At 70.6% G+C, this 14,726-nt stretch carries 14 protein-coding genes; 11 read left to right on the forward strand and 3 right to left on the reverse strand.

Going from position 1 to position 14,726, the window contains the following annotated elements; genetic code table 11:
* The first annotated feature begins 22 nt into the window (after nucleotides 1-22).
* Nucleotides 23-1,195, forward strand: a complete 1,173-nt coding sequence (gene hutI / locus ACFV8T_RS20325) for an imidazolonepropionase (RefSeq protein ID WP_385329140.1) — start codon at nucleotides 23-25, stop codon at nucleotides 1,193-1,195.
* 129 nt (nucleotides 1,196-1,324) lie between these two features.
* On the opposite strand, the gene ACFV8T_RS20330 is transcribed toward hutI, so the two are convergent.
* Nucleotides 1,325-2,371: an RNA polymerase sigma factor SigF gene (locus tag ACFV8T_RS20330; RefSeq protein WP_385329263.1), complete on the reverse strand. Its 1,047-nt coding sequence runs from the start codon at nucleotides 2,369-2,371 to the stop codon at nucleotides 1,325-1,327.
* 283 nt (nucleotides 2,372-2,654) lie between these two features.
* On the opposite strand from ACFV8T_RS20330, the gene ACFV8T_RS20335 reads away from it, so the two are divergent.
* From ACFV8T_RS20335 to ACFV8T_RS20360, 6 genes are all read left to right on the forward strand, one after another.
* Nucleotides 2,655-3,023, forward strand: coding sequence for an STAS domain-containing protein (locus ACFV8T_RS20335; RefSeq protein ID WP_259930729.1), 369 nt, complete (start codon nucleotides 2,655-2,657; stop codon nucleotides 3,021-3,023).
* A 186-nt stretch (nucleotides 3,024-3,209) separates the two neighbouring features.
* Nucleotides 3,210-3,719 (forward strand): ATP-binding protein, encoded by a 510-nt coding sequence (locus ACFV8T_RS20340; protein ID WP_385329142.1) that lies wholly within the window; start codon nucleotides 3,210-3,212, stop codon nucleotides 3,717-3,719.
* A 191-nt stretch (nucleotides 3,720-3,910) separates the two neighbouring features.
* Nucleotides 3,911-4,582 (forward strand): peptidase, encoded by a 672-nt coding sequence (locus tag ACFV8T_RS20345; RefSeq protein ID WP_385329266.1) that lies wholly within the window; start codon nucleotides 3,911-3,913, stop codon nucleotides 4,580-4,582.
* Nucleotides 4,583-4,632: 50 nt separating this feature from the next.
* A complete protein-coding gene (locus ACFV8T_RS20350; protein WP_385329143.1) occupies nucleotides 4,633-5,661 on the forward strand; it encodes a hypothetical protein in 1,029 nt (342 codons plus the stop codon).
* Complete coding sequence (locus ACFV8T_RS20355; RefSeq protein WP_385329144.1) at nucleotides 5,658-6,848, forward strand: hypothetical protein; 1,191 nt, start codon at nucleotides 5,658-5,660, stop codon at nucleotides 6,846-6,848. The genes ACFV8T_RS20350 and ACFV8T_RS20355 overlap by 4 nt, the downstream gene beginning before the upstream one ends.
* Before the next feature lie 38 nt (nucleotides 6,849-6,886).
* Entirely contained in the window at nucleotides 6,887-8,248 is a 1,362-nt protein-coding gene (locus tag ACFV8T_RS20360; protein ID WP_385329269.1) for a hypothetical protein, read from the forward strand.
* 110 nt (nucleotides 8,249-8,358) lie between these two features.
* Here ACFV8T_RS20360 and ACFV8T_RS20365 read toward each other — a convergent pair whose 3' ends face one another.
* Complete coding sequence (locus ACFV8T_RS20365; RefSeq protein WP_385329146.1) at nucleotides 8,359-9,849, reverse strand: peptide MFS transporter; 1,491 nt, start codon at nucleotides 9,847-9,849, stop codon at nucleotides 8,359-8,361.
* Nucleotides 9,850-10,340: 491 nt separating this feature from the next.
* On the opposite strand from ACFV8T_RS20365, the gene ACFV8T_RS20370 reads away from it, so the two are divergent.
* Together ACFV8T_RS20370 and ACFV8T_RS20375 are read left to right on the forward strand one after the other, a co-directional pair.
* Nucleotides 10,341-11,018 (forward strand): response regulator transcription factor, encoded by a 678-nt coding sequence (locus tag ACFV8T_RS20370; protein ID WP_072488330.1) that lies wholly within the window; start codon nucleotides 10,341-10,343, stop codon nucleotides 11,016-11,018.
* A gap of 15 nt (nucleotides 11,019-11,033) precedes the next feature.
* Nucleotides 11,034-12,299: an ATP-binding protein gene (locus tag ACFV8T_RS20375; protein ID WP_385329147.1), complete on the forward strand. Its 1,266-nt coding sequence runs from the start codon at nucleotides 11,034-11,036 to the stop codon at nucleotides 12,297-12,299.
* 27 nt (nucleotides 12,300-12,326) lie between these two features.
* On the opposite strand, the gene ACFV8T_RS20380 is transcribed toward ACFV8T_RS20375, so the two are convergent.
* On the reverse strand, nucleotides 12,327-12,875 hold the full coding sequence (locus ACFV8T_RS20380) for a GtrA family protein (protein WP_385329149.1): 549 nt from the start codon (nucleotides 12,873-12,875) through the stop codon (nucleotides 12,327-12,329).
* 173 nt (nucleotides 12,876-13,048) lie between these two features.
* Here ACFV8T_RS20380 and ACFV8T_RS20385 point away from each other — a divergent pair, with 173 nt between their 5' ends.
* On the forward strand, nucleotides 13,049-14,188 hold the full coding sequence (locus ACFV8T_RS20385) for a 5-(carboxyamino)imidazole ribonucleotide synthase (protein ID WP_385329150.1): 1,140 nt from the start codon (nucleotides 13,049-13,051) through the stop codon (nucleotides 14,186-14,188).
* The gene (gene purE, locus ACFV8T_RS20390; RefSeq protein ID WP_266418407.1) at nucleotides 14,185-14,724 is read left to right on the forward strand and encodes a 5-(carboxyamino)imidazole ribonucleotide mutase; all 540 of its coding nucleotides are present in this window, start codon (nucleotides 14,185-14,187) and stop codon (nucleotides 14,722-14,724) included. Before ACFV8T_RS20385 ends, purE begins: the two co-directional genes overlap by 4 nt.
* Nucleotides 14,725-14,726: the final 2 nt, after the last annotated feature.

A 14,726-nucleotide genomic window follows, 5' to 3' on the forward strand; every position in this document is an offset into this window, starting at 1 on the left:
CCGCAAGGAGAGCAGCCCCCCGATGACGACGACCGCCATCACCAACATCGCCAGCCTGGTCACCAACGACCCCTCCCTGCGCGCGGATTCCCCCCTGGGCTCCATCCAGGACGCGGCCGTCGTCATCGAGGGCGACCGGGTCGTCTGGACCGGTGAATCAAGCAAAGCACCCGCCACCGACAACGCCGTCGACGCGGGCGGCCGGGCGATGATCCCCGGCTTCGTCGACTCCCACTCCCACCTGGTGTTCGCGGGCGACCGCACCGAGGAGTTCAACGCCCGGATGTCCGGCCGCGCCTACAGCGCGGGCGGCATCAGGACCACGGTCGCCGCCACCCGCGCCGCCACCGACGAAGAGCTCGCCGCCAACGTCGCCCGCTACCTCGCCGAGGCGCTGCGCCAGGGCACCACCACCTTCGAGACCAAGTCCGGCTACGGCCTCACCGTCGAGGACGAGGCCCGCGCCCTGCGCATCGCCGCCCAGCACACCGAGGAGGTCACCTACCTCGGCGCCCACATCGTCTCCCCGGACTACGCCGACGACCCGGCCGGCTACGTCGACCTGGTCACCGGAGCGATGCTCGACGCCTGCGCCCCGTACGCCCGTTGGATCGACGTCTTCTGCGAGAAGGGCGCCTTCGACGGCGACCAGGCCCGCACGATCCTGACCGCGGGCATGGCGAAGGGCCTGCACCCCCGCGTCCACGCCAACCAGCTGGGACACGGCCCCGGCGTCCAGCTCGCCGTCGAACTCGACGCCGCGTCCGCCGACCACTGCACCCACCTCACCGACGCCGACGTCGACGCCCTGGCCCAGGGCAGCACCGTCGCCACCCTGCTCCCCGGCGCCGAGTTCTCCACCCGCGCGACCTGGCCCGACGCCCGCCGCATCCTCGACGCGGGCGCCACTGTCGCGCTCTCGACCGACTGCAACCCGGGCTCGTCGTTCACGTCCTCCATGCCCTTCTGCATCGCCCTCGCCGTACGCGACATGGGCATGACGCCGGACGAGGCCCTCTGGTCCGCCACCGCGGGCGGCGCCGCGGCCCTGCGCCGTACCGACATCGGCCGCATCGCCCCCGGCGCCCGCGCCGACCTGGTGCTCCTCGACGCGCCCAGCCATGTCCACCTCGCCTACCGGCCGGGCGTTCCGCTGGTCCACGCGGTCTGGCGGCGCGGCGAACGCGCCGTCTGAGGCTCACCCGGCACTCGTGACGCGGTGTCAAACGTGCGGAAGGACCCGCCCCTTTGCCGGGGCGGGTCCTTCCGCACGTTTTCGCGGTGCGCCGCTCGGATGCTGAACGAGCGGGCGACGCACGCCCGTTCACTCCTCCAGGGTCAGGCCCTTGCGCAGCTTGACCAGCGTGCGGGAGAGCAGCCGCGACACATGCATCTGGGAGATGCCCAGCTCCTCGCCGATCTCCGACTGCGTCATGTTGGCGACGAACCGGAGCGAGAGGATCGTGCGGTCGCGGCGCGGCAACGCGGCGATCAGCGGCTTCAGGGACTCGACGTACTCGATGCCTTCGAGCCCGTGGTCCTCGTAGCCGATACGGTCCGCCAGCGCGCTTTCGTGCTCGTCCTCCTCGGGCTTGGCGTCCAGCGAGCTCGCGGTGTACGCGTTGCTCGCGGCCATGCCCTCGACAACCTCGTCGTGGGTGATGCCGAGGCGGTCGGCGAGCTCGCCCACAGTGGGCGATCGGTCCAGTTGCTGGGCGAGCTCGTCGCCCGCCTTGGCCAGGTCGAGCCGCAGCTCCTGCAGCCGGCGCGGGACGCGCACGGACCAGCTGGTGTCGCGGAAGAAGCGCTTTATCTCGCCGACGATGGTCGGCATCGCGAACGTGGGGAACTCCACGCCACGACTGAGCTCGAAACGGTCGATCGCCTTGATCAGGCCGATGGTGCCGACCTGGACGATGTCCTCCATCGGTTCGCTGCGGGAGCGGAACCGGGAGGCGGCGAACCTGACCAGGGCCAGGTTCAGCTCGACGAGCGTATTGCGGACGTACGAGTACTCGTGGGTGCCCTCTTCGAGGGATCCGAGCCGTTCGAAGAGCGTCTTCGACAACGCCCTGGCGTCCAGCGGGCCCACCTCGTCGAAAGGCGGGATCTCGGGAAGTCCTTCGAGACCGTCGCTCACGCCGTGGTCGTCGGCGCCGACGCGGTCGAAGCCACCGATGCGGCCGGTGCCGCTCGCGTCGCCGGTGTCGCTGCTGGTGCTGGTGCTGGTGTCACTGATGGTGCTGGTGGTGCTGGTGCTGCTGCGGGTGCCGTTCTCGGCGCTCGCGGCAGGGGAGTCTGAGTGGGTCAGTCCCTGAGGACATGCTGACGTCGCGTTGTGGGGACGCGGTCCGTCGAGCCGGGGTGACATGGTCTCCTCCATCGTTCTCGGCATATGGCTGCCGATGCCCATACGTGTTCCTGCGGTGAAGCGGCGCCTCCGAAGCCGGTCGTGTTTTGGGTGTCCCCTTACCCTTACCCGGTCCGGACGGGCAGTTACAAGCGCCAATTGATGCTATATGTCCGGTTTGTTGAGGTCTTCGGGTATCGCGTGGCGCACAGACCGCGTACTGTTTCAAGAACGTCAGAGGCAGCACATACGCATCTGCGCACGCAGAGACGCAGGCAGTGACGAACGGCGAAGAGGGACGGGCATGGACCGCGGGACGGTCGGCAGTGCGAACCGGGGTCGACTTCAGGTCGAGGTCCGGACCGAAGGGCGCAGCGAGGTCGTGACGCCGGTGGGTGAGCTGGATCACCACACGGCGGATCTGTTGCGGGAGCCCCTGGAGCACGCGGTCGAGCAAGGGCGAGTACGCCTGGTGGTCGACTGCTCGGGACTCGAATTCTGTGATTCCACCGGGCTCAATGTGCTGCTCGGTGCCCGCCTGAAGGCGGAAGCGGCCGGGGGAGGGGTCCATTTGGCCGGAATGCTGCCGGTGGTGGCGAGGGTCTTCGAGATCACCGGGGCCGAGGCGGTCTTCACCGTCCACGACTCCCTCGAAGCGGCCCTGGACACCTGACCGCGGCGCGTATCGCGGCCCCGGGCGCCTCATGTGTTGCCGGTGTCACGCGATCCGCGTAGACGAAGTGGGTGTTGTCATGATTCGGCCGGGCAGAAGACATCCGGCGGAGCCGTGGGCGACCCGCACACTCTGTATCTGTAACTGTTCGATGGCGACATGGTGAATCGGTGAGGTGAAGCGCTGATGAGCACCACCCGGCAGCATCCGCCGGGCGACCTCGGCCGTGAGCCGCAGGGCGCAGGCGTGGACGCGGACGCCGGCGCGGCCTCCCCCGAGCCGGCCGAGCGACAGTGGCGCACCCTGTCGCTGCGGGGGGTCAGCGGCATCGTGCCGACCGCCCGCGACTTCGCCCGCCAGGCGCTTCATGAATGGGGCTGGCTTCCCGCGTCGAGCGCCGACGGCCGGGCCGCCGCCGAGGACGTCCTGCTGGTCGTCTCCGAGCTGGTCACCAACGCCTGTCTGCATGCCGACGGCCCCGAGGAGATGCGCATCGCCTGCACGGCGAAGGTGCTGCGGGTGGAGGTCGTCGACTCGGGCGCGGGGCAGCCCGCGCCGCGTACCCCGCACCGGGCCGGACGGCCCGGCGGGCACGGCATGTTCATCGTGCAGCGGCTCTGCCTGGACTGGGGTGTCCTGCGGGTGCCCGGCCGGTCCGGCAAAACCGTCTGGGCGGAGCTGGCCGCGCCGGCGTAGGCCGCAGGCCGTACTTCAGGGGCGCACCGCCCCGCCGTTCGCACCACCGAAGAGCGCGCCGGATCGGCGCGCTCTTTGTCTTCCCTCCACAAGGCGCCGGGCGTACCTTGAGCGCCCGATCTGATGTGTCGTCAGTAACTTGCGTCGGTCAGCACCGGCGTGCGGCGACTTCCGGCATGAGGGGAACTCAGGTGTCCTACCAGAAGCGAACAGCTCTCGCGCTGGCGTCCGCGCTGGCGGGCACGGTGGTGCTGATGGCCGCGCCCGCCGCCCACGCCACGGTCGTGGACGTCGACTACAAGTGCAAGACCCCGATCGGCGACAAGAGCGCCGTGTCTCCCATCGACATCAAGAGCGTCAAGAGCGGCGGTGGCTACCGGCTCACGATGTCCTTCCAGAAGGGCGTCTCCTCCAGCCCCGTCGAACTGGGCAAGGGGGCGATGAACCCCAGCGCGGTCATCAAGGTGGGTGGTGCCGACCCGGGCCAGGTCCAGGTCTCCGGCCCACCGAACTCCGCCGCGATACCCGCCAACACCCCCATCAAGATCAGTGACCTGTCGGGTACGTACACCCCGAAGAAGAGCGGCAAGGTCGACTTCACCGCAGGGGTGCTCACCATCAAGGCACTCGGTACGACCACGACCTGCACCCCCTCCAACAACCCGGGACCGTCGCTCCAGCTCGATGTGACGGCCGCGGGCAACCCGCAGAGCACCCCGGACGGCGGCGGCGGGCAGCTGCCGAAGACCGGCCCGCTCGACTCGGCCGTGGCACTCGGCACGCTGGGCGGCACGGTGCTGCTGACCGGTGCGGCCGGGGTGCTCTGGCTGACCAGGCGCGGGCAGGGGGCCGCGGCCCGATAGGGCGGTTCTGCCGGACCCAGCCGCCGCCGTCACGCACCAGGGAGCCGCCCATGCCGTCGCCGACCGGTCTCGCCGCCCGACTCGCCCTTGCCGTACTGCTGTGCGTCCTCGTCATGACACCGGTGGCCGGCGCCGCGACGCCGCCTCCGTCGCATCCGGGCGCCGCTTCGTGGACGGCGCGGCCCGCGGTGAGCGGTTCCGGCACGGGCGGCAGACCGTACTTCTATCTGGAGGGCCCGCCCGGCACCGTTCTGCAGGACCGGCTCTCCGTCACCAACCCCGGCCGGTCCCCGGTCACCGTGCGGCTGAGCGGCGCCGACGCGGACGACGCGAGGAGCGGCGGCTCCGGCGCACGCGCCGGGGGCGACGGCGCGACCGGGACCGGGCGCTGGCTGCGGACCGCCGTCACCGAGGTGACCGTCCCGGCCCGCACCCGGGCCGACGTGCCGTTCACCGTCACGGTGCCGGCCGGCGCGACGCCCGGCGACCACCCCGGCGCGATCGTCGTCCGCGGCGGCGACCGCTCGGTGGGCGTACCGGTCCGGCTGCGGGTCGGCGGGCCGACGCTGGCCGCGCTCACCGTCGAGGACGTCAGCGTGTCCGGGCGGGCCATCCACTACACGCTGGTCAACCGCGGCAACGCGGTCCTCGCCCCGCGGATCGCCGTCCGCGCCGACGGGGTGTTCGGGACGCTGCTGCGGCGCGAGGCCCGCACGCTGCCGGTGCGGGTGCGCCCCGGACAGCGCCTCAGGCTCACCGAGCCGTGGCGGGACGTCCCCGCGCTCGACTCGGCGACCGTACGGCTGCGCGTCACGGCGGCGGGCGGCGCGCACGGCGAGGCGACGGCCCGTGCGGTCTTCGTCCCGTGGGCGCCGCTGAGCGCCGGCGCGCTGCTGGTCCTGGCCGCCGCCGGGGCGGGGACGTACGCGTACCGGCGCAGGCGGTCGCGCGACCGGCAGCCGGACGACGAACAACGGCCGGGACGGTCATCGGGCGACGAGGAGCGGCCCGGACGGTCATCGGGCGACCAGCAGCACTCCGGGAGCAGGAACTTGGCGAAGGCGGGAGCGGAATCGTGACTGGACAGGCCGGACCGGCAGCACTCCGCAGCGGCCACCGGCGGTGGGCCGTCGCGCTGTTCGTCGCGCTGCTCGTGGCCCTGCTGCCCGCCCTGCCGATGCTCCCCGCGACCGGAGCCGAAGCGGCGGTCACGCGGGCCGCGGAGGCGAAGCCCGTGGTCACCCTCTCCAAACAGCAGGCGGGCAAGGGCGGTGAGATCACCGTGAAGGGCAGCGGCTGGCGCCCGAAGGCACTGCTGATGATGCTGATCTGCGGACGGTCCGCGCCGGACCGCGGCGTGATCGGCGGCACCAACTCCTGCGCCAACGCCGAGGGCCGGGCCGTCACGACCGATGCCAAGGGCGCCTTCCGCAAGAAGATGCCGGTCGCCGAACCGCCCGTGCCCTGCCCCTGCGTGGTGCATGTCGCCACCGTCACCGGGGAACAGGCCGCCGCCGACGCCGGGTTCGTCGTCGCGGGCCACCCGATCGCCCCGCTGCCGAAGGAGTCCGGGGGCGGCAGGCTCGCGGTGCTCGCCACCACGAGGCTGGAGGGCGACAGCGGGATCCTCACCTGGTTCGGTGCCTCGCCCGCCCGGCACCTGGTCTTCACCGTGGGCAACCTGGGCTCCGCGCCCGTCAAGGACCCGGTCTTCGAGGTCGGTACCGCGCACGGCGTCTTCGCCCCGCAGTGGGAGGAGCGGCAGTGGCGCGGCACCATAGGGTCCGGCCGCAAGGCGCAGATCGAGCTGCCGGTCGAACTGACGGCGGGCGCCCACGGCGACTACCAGGTCTCGCTCAGGTATGGCGGCAAGGTGCTGGCCGAACAGCCGTGGGGGGTCGGACGCCCCTGGGGCGTCACGCTCTTCTGGATCCTGCTGTGCCTCGTCGTACCGGCCGCCGTGTTCCGGATCGGCATGGCGATCGTCGACAAGGTACGGCCCCGCTCCTCGCGCGCCCCGGACCGCGCCGGACGCCACCGCCCGCCGGGACCGGCCGATGCCACCGCGAAGACCTCGAAGACTGCGAAGGCCGCGAAAACTGCGAAGGCCGCGAAGATCCCGAGGCGCCGCCGCGCACCGGGGCGCGCCGCGGACCCCGCGACCGCGCCCACCGACGACCCGTCCACCACCACGGCCGCACTGCCGTGGTTCACACCCGATTCCGCACCGTCAGAGAACAGACCGACGACGAAGGGACATTCGTGAGTACGCAACGCAGGACCGTCGCGGCGGGAGTCGCGATGATGCTCGGCGGCGCGGGCATGCTGCTGGCCGCGAGTCCGGCCCAGGCCGCCGACGTCTCGTACAGGACGGAGTGCATTCCGCCGCCCATCTCCGGGCTGCCGGCCGTGCAGGGCACCACCGTGGTGCGGCTGACCGCGCCCGCCGAGGCCAAGGTCGGGGACACCGTCGAGGTGGTCTGGAAGACGGTCGAGGCCGCTTCCAAGAACCCCGACGTGCTCGACCTGGACAAGGACACGGTCAAGCCGACCGGCACCCTCAAGGTGGGCGGCGCCGCCACGGGCACCGTGCAGATGGAAGGGCCGCGGCAGAACCCGCCGATCCCCAAGAACAGCGCCATGGTGCTGCCCGACATGAAGGGCACGCTGAAGCTGGAGAAGGCCGGTGAGATCACGCTGACGCCGGACGCGTACAACATCAACGTCTCCAAGCCGATCTCCACGGACACCAAGTGCAGTCCGAAGGAGACCGTGCAGCCGGGCGCGACCATCAAGGTCACGGACGGCGGCGGATCCACTGCCGCGGGCGGTACGACGAGCGGGACCACGAGCGGCTCGACGACCGGTTCCACGACCGCGGGCGGTACGACCTCCGGTTCCACGACCGCGGGCGGCACCACTTCGGGCTCCACCACCGCGGGCGGTACGACGGCGGGTGGTACGACGGCGGGTGGTACCACCTCGGGCTCCGGCGGCGGCAGCGGACAGACCGACTTCCCCGGCAAGGAGGTCGCGGTCCACTTCACCTGTACGTCCCCGGGACCGCCCGACATCGCCTCCAAGGTGACGATCAACGCCAAGAAGAGCGGCGGGAGCTACGCCCTCACGGTCAAGACGGCCAAGGGCGTGATGGACAGCCCGGCCGCACTGCCGGCCGGTGCGCTCAAGCCGTCGATGGACATCACCATAGGCGGCGCCGACAAGGGTTCGGTGAAGGTCACCGGACCCGCCAACGCCGAACCGCTGGAGCAGGGCAAGCCGGTCGATCTCTCCGACATGACCGGGACCTACAAGCCCGGCGCGTCCGGCAAGTCCACGCTCAGCCCCGGCACCCTGACGATCGACGTCACCCTGGGCGCCTCGAAGATCAACATCCCGTGCAAGGTCAAGGGCTCGGTGACCCCGTCGCTGGCGCTCGACACCACCGCCCAGCAGGGCGGCGCCTCCGGCTCCGCCACCACGGGCTCCACGGGCGCCTCCGGCTCGACGGCCGGCGGCACCGCCTCCGGCGGCGGACTGGCCGCCACCGGGGCCGAGGACAACGGCACCCTGCGCGCCCTGGGCCTGGTCGCGGGCACGGCGATCCTGCTCGGCGGCGCCGTGTTCACCTTCACCCCGTGGCGCAGGCTGCGCGGCACCAGGTGAGCCGGCTCCCGTAACAACGGCACAAGGGCCTCCGCACCGTCGACCGGTGCGGAGGCCCTTGTGCACGGGCGGTACGTGTTCAGCTGTGCGGGCGGTACGCGTTCAGCGCGTCAGCGCACGTCGCCCATGAGCTGGGTGACCTTCTTGCGGTACATCCAGATCGCGAACGCCGCGACGATCGCGAGGGCCGCCTCCAGACCCACCATGCCGGTCTTGTTCAGATCGACCCCCGCCAGCGACAGCAGGCTGGTGGTGCAGTCGCCCGCGGTGACCGCGAGGAACCAGACACCCATCATCTGGCTGCCGTACTTCGCGGGCGCCATCTTCGTGGTGACCGACAGGCCGACCGGGGAGAGGCAGAGCTCACCCACGGTCTGCAGGAAGTAGATCGACACCAGCCACATCGGGCTGACCTTGTCGCCGTCCGTCGTCATGGTCAGCGGCAGCATGAAGACGAGGAAGGAGACACCGACCAGGAAGAGGCCCGAGCCGAACTTGACGACCGTGCTCGGCTCCTTGCCGCGCCGGTTCAGCGCCAGCCATATCCAGGCGACGACCGGGGCCAGCGCCATGATGAAGACCGGGTTGACCGACTGGTACCAGGAGGTCGGGAAGTCCACACCGAACAGGCTGTTGGTGGTGGAGGACTCACCGAAGAGCGACAGCGTGGAGCCGCCCTGGTCGTAGATCATCCAGAACACGGCGGCGGCGACGAAGAACCAGATGTAGCCGGACATCTTCGACTGCTCGGTCTTCGACAGGTCCCGGTCCCGCTTGATCCGCACCAGCACCGCGACCGGAATGAGCAGACCGGCGACGGTGATCGGGACGAGCGCCCAGTTCAGTGTGTAGACGTCGGTGGCGATGAGCACGCCGTAGAAGACGACGGCCACTATCAGCCACAACAGGCCCTTGCGCAGGGTCGTACGGCGCTCCTCGGCCGACAGCGGCTTCGGGACGACGCTGCTGCGCTCGCTGAGGTGGCGCGTACCGATCAGGAACTGGGTCAGGCCCAGCGCCATGCCGACCGCGGCGATGGCGAAGCCGAGGTGCCAGTTCACCTTCTCGCCGATCGTGCCGATGATCAGCGGCGCGGCGAAGGCACCGAGGTTGATGCCCATGTAGAAGACGGTGAAGCCACCGTCGCGACGCGCGTCGTCCGGACCGTTGTAGAGGTGGCCGACCATCGTCGAGATGTTGGCCTTCAGCAGACCGGATCCGAGCGCGACCAGCGCCAGACCGGCGAAGAAGGTGCCGGAGCCCGGCAGCGCGAGCGTCAGGTGGCCCAGCATGATGACTGCGGCCGAGATGGTGACCGTCTTGCGCGGCCCCCAGACCCGGTCGCCGAACCAGCCGCCGGGCATGGCCAGCAGATACACCATCGCCATGTAGATGGAGTAGATCGCGGTGGCCGTGGCCGCGTTCATGTGCAGGCCGGAATTGGAGACCAGGTAGAGCGGAAGCAGGGCCCGCATGCCGTAGAAGCTGAAGCGCTCCCACATCTCGGTCATGAAGAGAGTGGCCAGGCCGCGGGGGTGGCCGAAGAAGGTCTTCGCGGATCCAGATGTACTGGCCGGGTCCTTCATCAGGCTGGACGCCATGGTCGATCCTTGTGTGCTCGGGACGCTACGCCTTGTGAGCGTGGTGCGCCCGGTGGGGGGAGGCCGGCACCGGCGCGGGCACGCCCCACCCCTCACGCCTGAGAGGGGATTCGTCCCGGCCGCCGGACTCGCGAAGGAGTCGGCTGAAGGGGACGGGGACCGACCGCATCGGGATCCACGCCCGGTGCGCATCCTCGCGCTCCGGGCCCGGCCACAGGTCATTCACTGAGTCCGCGACTGGCGGGTACCAGTCGGCCAACAAAAGAGACCCTTGGCGCTAAAAGCTGCCCAAGGGTCCTTGAGTAGTGCAACAGGCGTCGAGCAACCATACGACACGATAGTGCCGGATATGAACGGACTTGAGAGATGGATCACAGGTTTCAATGGAACCGCGCTCCCATATTCAAAGGCAACTCTCCGGTTATTCCGCAGACCCGCAGGGCTTTTGGATCACCTCACGGCATCCCCTCCGCGCGGACTACCATCACTGCATGACCCGTGTACTGCTCGCCGAGGACGACGCATCCATCTCGGAGCCACTGGCCCGCGCCCTGCGTCGGGAGGGTTACGAGGTCGAGGTCCGTGAAGACGGTCCGACCGCACTCGACGCCGGCCTCCAGGGCGGAATCGACCTGGTCGTGCTCGACCTGGGACTGCCCGGGATGGACGGCCTCGAAGTGGCCCGCAGGCTCCGTGCCGAGGGTCACACCGTGCCGATCCTGGTGCTGACCGCCCGCGCGGACGAGGTGGACACCGTCGTCGGCCTCGACGCGGGCGCCGACGACTACGTCACCAAGCCCTTCCGTCTCGCCGAACTGCTCGCCCGCGTCCGGGCCCTGCTGCGCCGCGGCGCCACCGAGCCCGCGCCGCAGCCCGCGACGCACGGCGTCCGGATCGACGTGGAGTCGCACCGCGCCTGGATGGGCGAGGAGGAACTCCAGCTCACGGCCAAGGAGTTCGACCTGCTGCGGGTCCTGGTCCGCGACGCCGGCCGGGTCGTCACCCGGGACCAGCTGATGCGCGAGGTCTGGGACACCACCTGGTGGTCGTCGACGAAGACCCTCGACATGCACATCTCCTGGCTCCGCAAGAAGCTCGGCGACGACGCCGCCAACCCCCGCTACATCGCGACCGTACGGGGCGTCGGCTTCCGCTTCGAGAAGAGCTGACGTGCGGAAGCACTCATGCGCCGCAGACTGATCAACTCCACGCTCGCCGTGGTGCTCGTGGTGATCGCCGTCTTCGGCGTCTCCCTCGTCATCGTCGAGACCCGCACCATCAGCAACAGCGCCCAGGAGAGCGTCGACTCCGAGGCGCTGCGGCTGATCAACGTCGTCGAGAGCCGGCTGATGGAGGACGAGCGGATCACCTCCGTGCTGCTCTCCCAGCAGATCGCCAGCAAGCGCTACGCGCTGATCAAGATCCCCGGCCGGGCGCCCCTCGAAATCGGCAAGCGCCCCACCGGCAGCGTGATCAGGAGCACGGCCGAGGGGGAGCGGGGCGAGCGGGTCACCGTCGAGGAATCCAGCTCCGCGGTCACCCGCGAGGTCGGCCGCACCCTGATGATCATCGGCGCGGTGGCGCTGCTGGCCATCGTCTCCGCCGTGCTCCTGGCCGTACGCCAGGCCAACAAGCTGACCTCACCGCTGACCGACCTGGCCGAGACCGCCGAGCGCCTGGGCTCCGGCGATCCGCGACCGCGCCACAAGCGGTACGGGGTGCCGGAGCTGGACCGGGTCGCCGACGTCCTGGACGCCTCCGCGGAACGGATCGCCCGGATGCTGACCGCGGAACGCCGGCTGGCCGCCGACGCCTCGCACCAGCTCCGTACGCCGCTCACCGCGCTCTCCATGCGGATCGAGGAGATCTCGGTCACCGACGACCCGGACACGGTGAAGGAGGAGGCGAACATCGCCCTCACCCAGGTCGAGCGGCTCACCGACGTGGTGGAGCGGCTGCTGACCAACGCCCGCGATCCGCGTACCGGCTCCGCCGTCGTCTTCGATCTCGACGAGGTCGTCAAGCAGCAGATCGAGGAGTGGCGTCCCGCCTACCGGAGCGCGGGCCGCGCCATCGTCCGCTCCGGAAAGCAGGGACTGCGGGCCGTCGGCACGCCGGGCGCGGTCGCCCAGGTGCTGGCCGCGCTGATCGAGAACTCACTGATGCACGGCGGCGGTACGGTCGCGCTGCGCACCCGGGTCACCGGAAACCAGGCGGTCATCGAGGTCACGGACGAGGGCCCGGGGGTTCCCCCCGACCTGGGCGCCCGGATCTTCGAGCGGACGATCAGCGGCCGCAACTCCACCGGCATCGGCCTCGCGGTGGCCAGGGACCTCGCGGAGGCGGACGGCGGCCGCCTCGAACTGCTCCAGCAGCAGCCCGCGGTCTTCGCCCTGTTCCTCAGCCGGGTGGCCCTGAAGCGGCAGGAACCGGAACGCCCGGTGCGGTGAGCGGTGGGCGCGGTCCGTCACCGACCGTCATCGCCGTACCGAATCCGCCTCGACCAGCGGCACCTGCTCCGTCCGGCCCTGCTTCAGGAAGCCCTCGGTGCCACCGGGCACGGCCTTCACGGCGGGTATCGCGGCCTTCTCGACGGGCAGCGCCTTGAACACCCATGTCCGGTAGGACCAGAAGCGGAACAGCGTCGCGATGCCGATCCCGAGGATCTTGAAGACATTGCTCTGGACCGGGCTGTTCCATCCGAAGCCGTACGTCGCGGTGTACAGCACACCGGTCTCGATGACCGCGCCCACCGCGCTGAACAGCAGGAACAACGTCAGCTCGCGGGTCCGTCCGCTCTTGTCGCGGTCCCGGTACGTCCAGTAGCGGAAGCCGATGTAGTTGCCGAGGATGGCGACGACGGTGGCCAGCAGGCCGGCCCGTACCGTCGGGATGTCCGTGTAGCGCCAGAGCAGGTTGGACACCGCGATGTTGACCACCAGGCCGACCGCGCCGACCACGCCGAACTTGGCGACTTCCCGGGCCAGCTGCTCCAGCCGCGCCCGCAATGCGCCCCGTTCGCTCATGGTGATCGCTCAGCCCGTCTGTCGGTTACGTCAACCCGGTCATGCTAACCAGCCCGTCCCCGCGTCGCCCGTGGATGCCGGGAGCCGTGTGGCGATGCTGTGACACGACCGCCCGGCCGGGCGGTCGGAGGGCGTCGTCGGGAGCTCCCCGGGGCGGCGGATACCCTGGAGGAGTGACGTTCCCGGTAGTCGGCATGGTCGGCGGCGGTCAGCTCGCCCGTATGACCCACGAGGCGGGCATCCCCCTCGGCATCAAGTTCAAGCTCCTCAGCGACACCCCCCAGGACTCGGCGGCCCAGGTGGTGAGCGAAGTCGTCGTCGGCGACTATCGCGACCTGGACACGCTGCGTGCCTTCGCGCGCGGCTGTGACGTGATCACCTTCGATCACGAGCACGTACCGACCGAGCACCTGCGGGCCCTGGAGGCGGACGGCATCCCCGTGCGCCCGGGACCCGACGCGCTGGTGCACGCCCAGGACAAGGGGGTGATGCGCGCGAAGCTCACCGAGATCGGCGTGCCCTGCCCCCGCCACCGCATCGTGAAGGACCCGGCCGACGCCGTCGCCTTCGCCGAGGAGGCCGGGGGCTTCCCCGTCATCCTCAAGACGGTCCGCGGCGGCTACGACGGCAAGGGCGTCTGGGTGGTCCGCTCCGAGGCGGACGCGGCCGAGCCCTTCCGGGCCGGCGTCGCGGTCCTGGCCGAGGAGAAGGTCGACTTCGTACGGGAGCTGGCGGCCAACATCGTCCGCTCGCCGCACGGCCAGGCCGTCGCGTACCCGGTCGTCGAGTCGATCCAGGTCGACGGGGTCTGCGACACGGTGATCGCCCCGGCCCCGGAGCTGGACGAGCGGCTCGCCGGCGAGGCCCAGCAGCTCGCGCTCAAGATCGCCTCCGAGCTCGGTGTCGTCGGCCACCTCGCGGTCGAACTCTTCGAGACCCGTGACGGGCGCATCCTGGTCAACGAGCTGGCCATGCGCCCGCACAACTCCGGCCACTGGACGCAGGACGGCGCGATCACCTCGCAGTTCGCCAACCACGTCCGCGCCGTGCTCGACCTGCCGCTCGGCGACCCGCGCCCGCGCGCCACCTGGACGGTCATGTCCAACGTGCTCGGCGGCGACTTCCCGGACATGTACCAGGCGTATCTGCACTGCATGGCGCGTGACCCGCAGCTCAAGATCCACATGTACGGCAAGGACGTGAAGCCCGGCCGCAAGGTCGGACACGTCAACACCTACGGCGACGACCTGGCGGACGTGCGGGAGCGCGCCCGGCACGCGGCCGACTACCTGCGAGGAACGATCACCGAATGACCTCCCCCGCCACCGCCGCACCGCTCGTCGGCATCGTCATGGGCTCGGACTCCGACTGGCCCGTCATGGAAGCGGCGGCCAAGGCCCTCGACGAGTTCGAGATCCCGTACGAGATCGACGTCGTCTCCGCCCACCGCATGCCGCGCGAGATGATCGCGTACGGCGAGCAGGCGGCGGACCGCGGCCTCAAGGCGATCATCGCGGGCGCGGGCGGTGCCGCCCATCTGCCCGGCATGCTCGCCTCCGTCACCCCGCTGCCCGTCATCGGCGTGCCGGTCCCGCTGAAGTACCTGGACGGCATGGACAGCCTGCTCTCCATCGTGCAGATGCCCGCCGGTGTGCCGGTCGCGACCGTCTCGGTCGGCGGCGCGCGCAACGCGGGCCTGCTCGCCGCCCGCATCCTCGCCGCCCACGACGGCGAGCTGCTGGCCCGGATGCGGGAGTTCCAGCAGGAGCTGAACGACCAGGCGACGGAGAAGGGCAAGCGGCTCCGCAGCAAGGTCCAGGGCGCCGACTCCTTCGGCTTCGGGAAGTAGGC

Source organism: Streptomyces sp. NPDC059832, from assembly GCF_042731715.1.
In the GTDB taxonomy this organism is placed as follows: domain Bacteria; phylum Actinomycetota; class Actinomycetes; order Streptomycetales; family Streptomycetaceae; genus Streptomyces.

Bases quoted from the DNA above. Each gene is read 5' to 3' on its own strand.
- hutI (WP_385329140.1), top strand. From the start codon at position 23: ATGACGACGACCGCCATCACCAACATCGCCAGCCTGGTCACCAACGAC.
- ACFV8T_RS20330 (WP_385329263.1), bottom strand. From the start codon at position 2,371: ATGTCACCCCGGCTCGACGGACCGCGTCCCCACAACGCGACGTCAGCA.
- ACFV8T_RS20335 (WP_259930729.1), top strand. From the start codon at position 2,655: ATGGACCGCGGGACGGTCGGCAGTGCGAACCGGGGTCGACTTCAGGTC.
- ACFV8T_RS20340 (WP_385329142.1), top strand. From the start codon at position 3,210: ATGAGCACCACCCGGCAGCATCCGCCGGGCGACCTCGGCCGTGAGCCG.
- ACFV8T_RS20350 (WP_385329143.1), top strand. From the start codon at position 4,633: ATGCCGTCGCCGACCGGTCTCGCCGCCCGACTCGCCCTTGCCGTACTG.
- ACFV8T_RS20360 (WP_385329269.1), top strand. From the start codon at position 6,887: ATGCTCGGCGGCGCGGGCATGCTGCTGGCCGCGAGTCCGGCCCAGGCC.
- ACFV8T_RS20365 (WP_385329146.1), bottom strand. From the start codon at position 9,849: ATGGCGTCCAGCCTGATGAAGGACCCGGCCAGTACATCTGGATCCGCG.
- ACFV8T_RS20370 (WP_072488330.1), top strand. From the start codon at position 10,341: ATGACCCGTGTACTGCTCGCCGAGGACGACGCATCCATCTCGGAGCCA.
- ACFV8T_RS20375 (WP_385329147.1), top strand. From the start codon at position 11,034: ATGCGCCGCAGACTGATCAACTCCACGCTCGCCGTGGTGCTCGTGGTG.
- ACFV8T_RS20380 (WP_385329149.1), bottom strand. From the start codon at position 12,875: ATGAGCGAACGGGGCGCATTGCGGGCGCGGCTGGAGCAGCTGGCCCGG.
- purE (WP_266418407.1), top strand. From the start codon at position 14,185: ATGACCTCCCCCGCCACCGCCGCACCGCTCGTCGGCATCGTCATGGGC.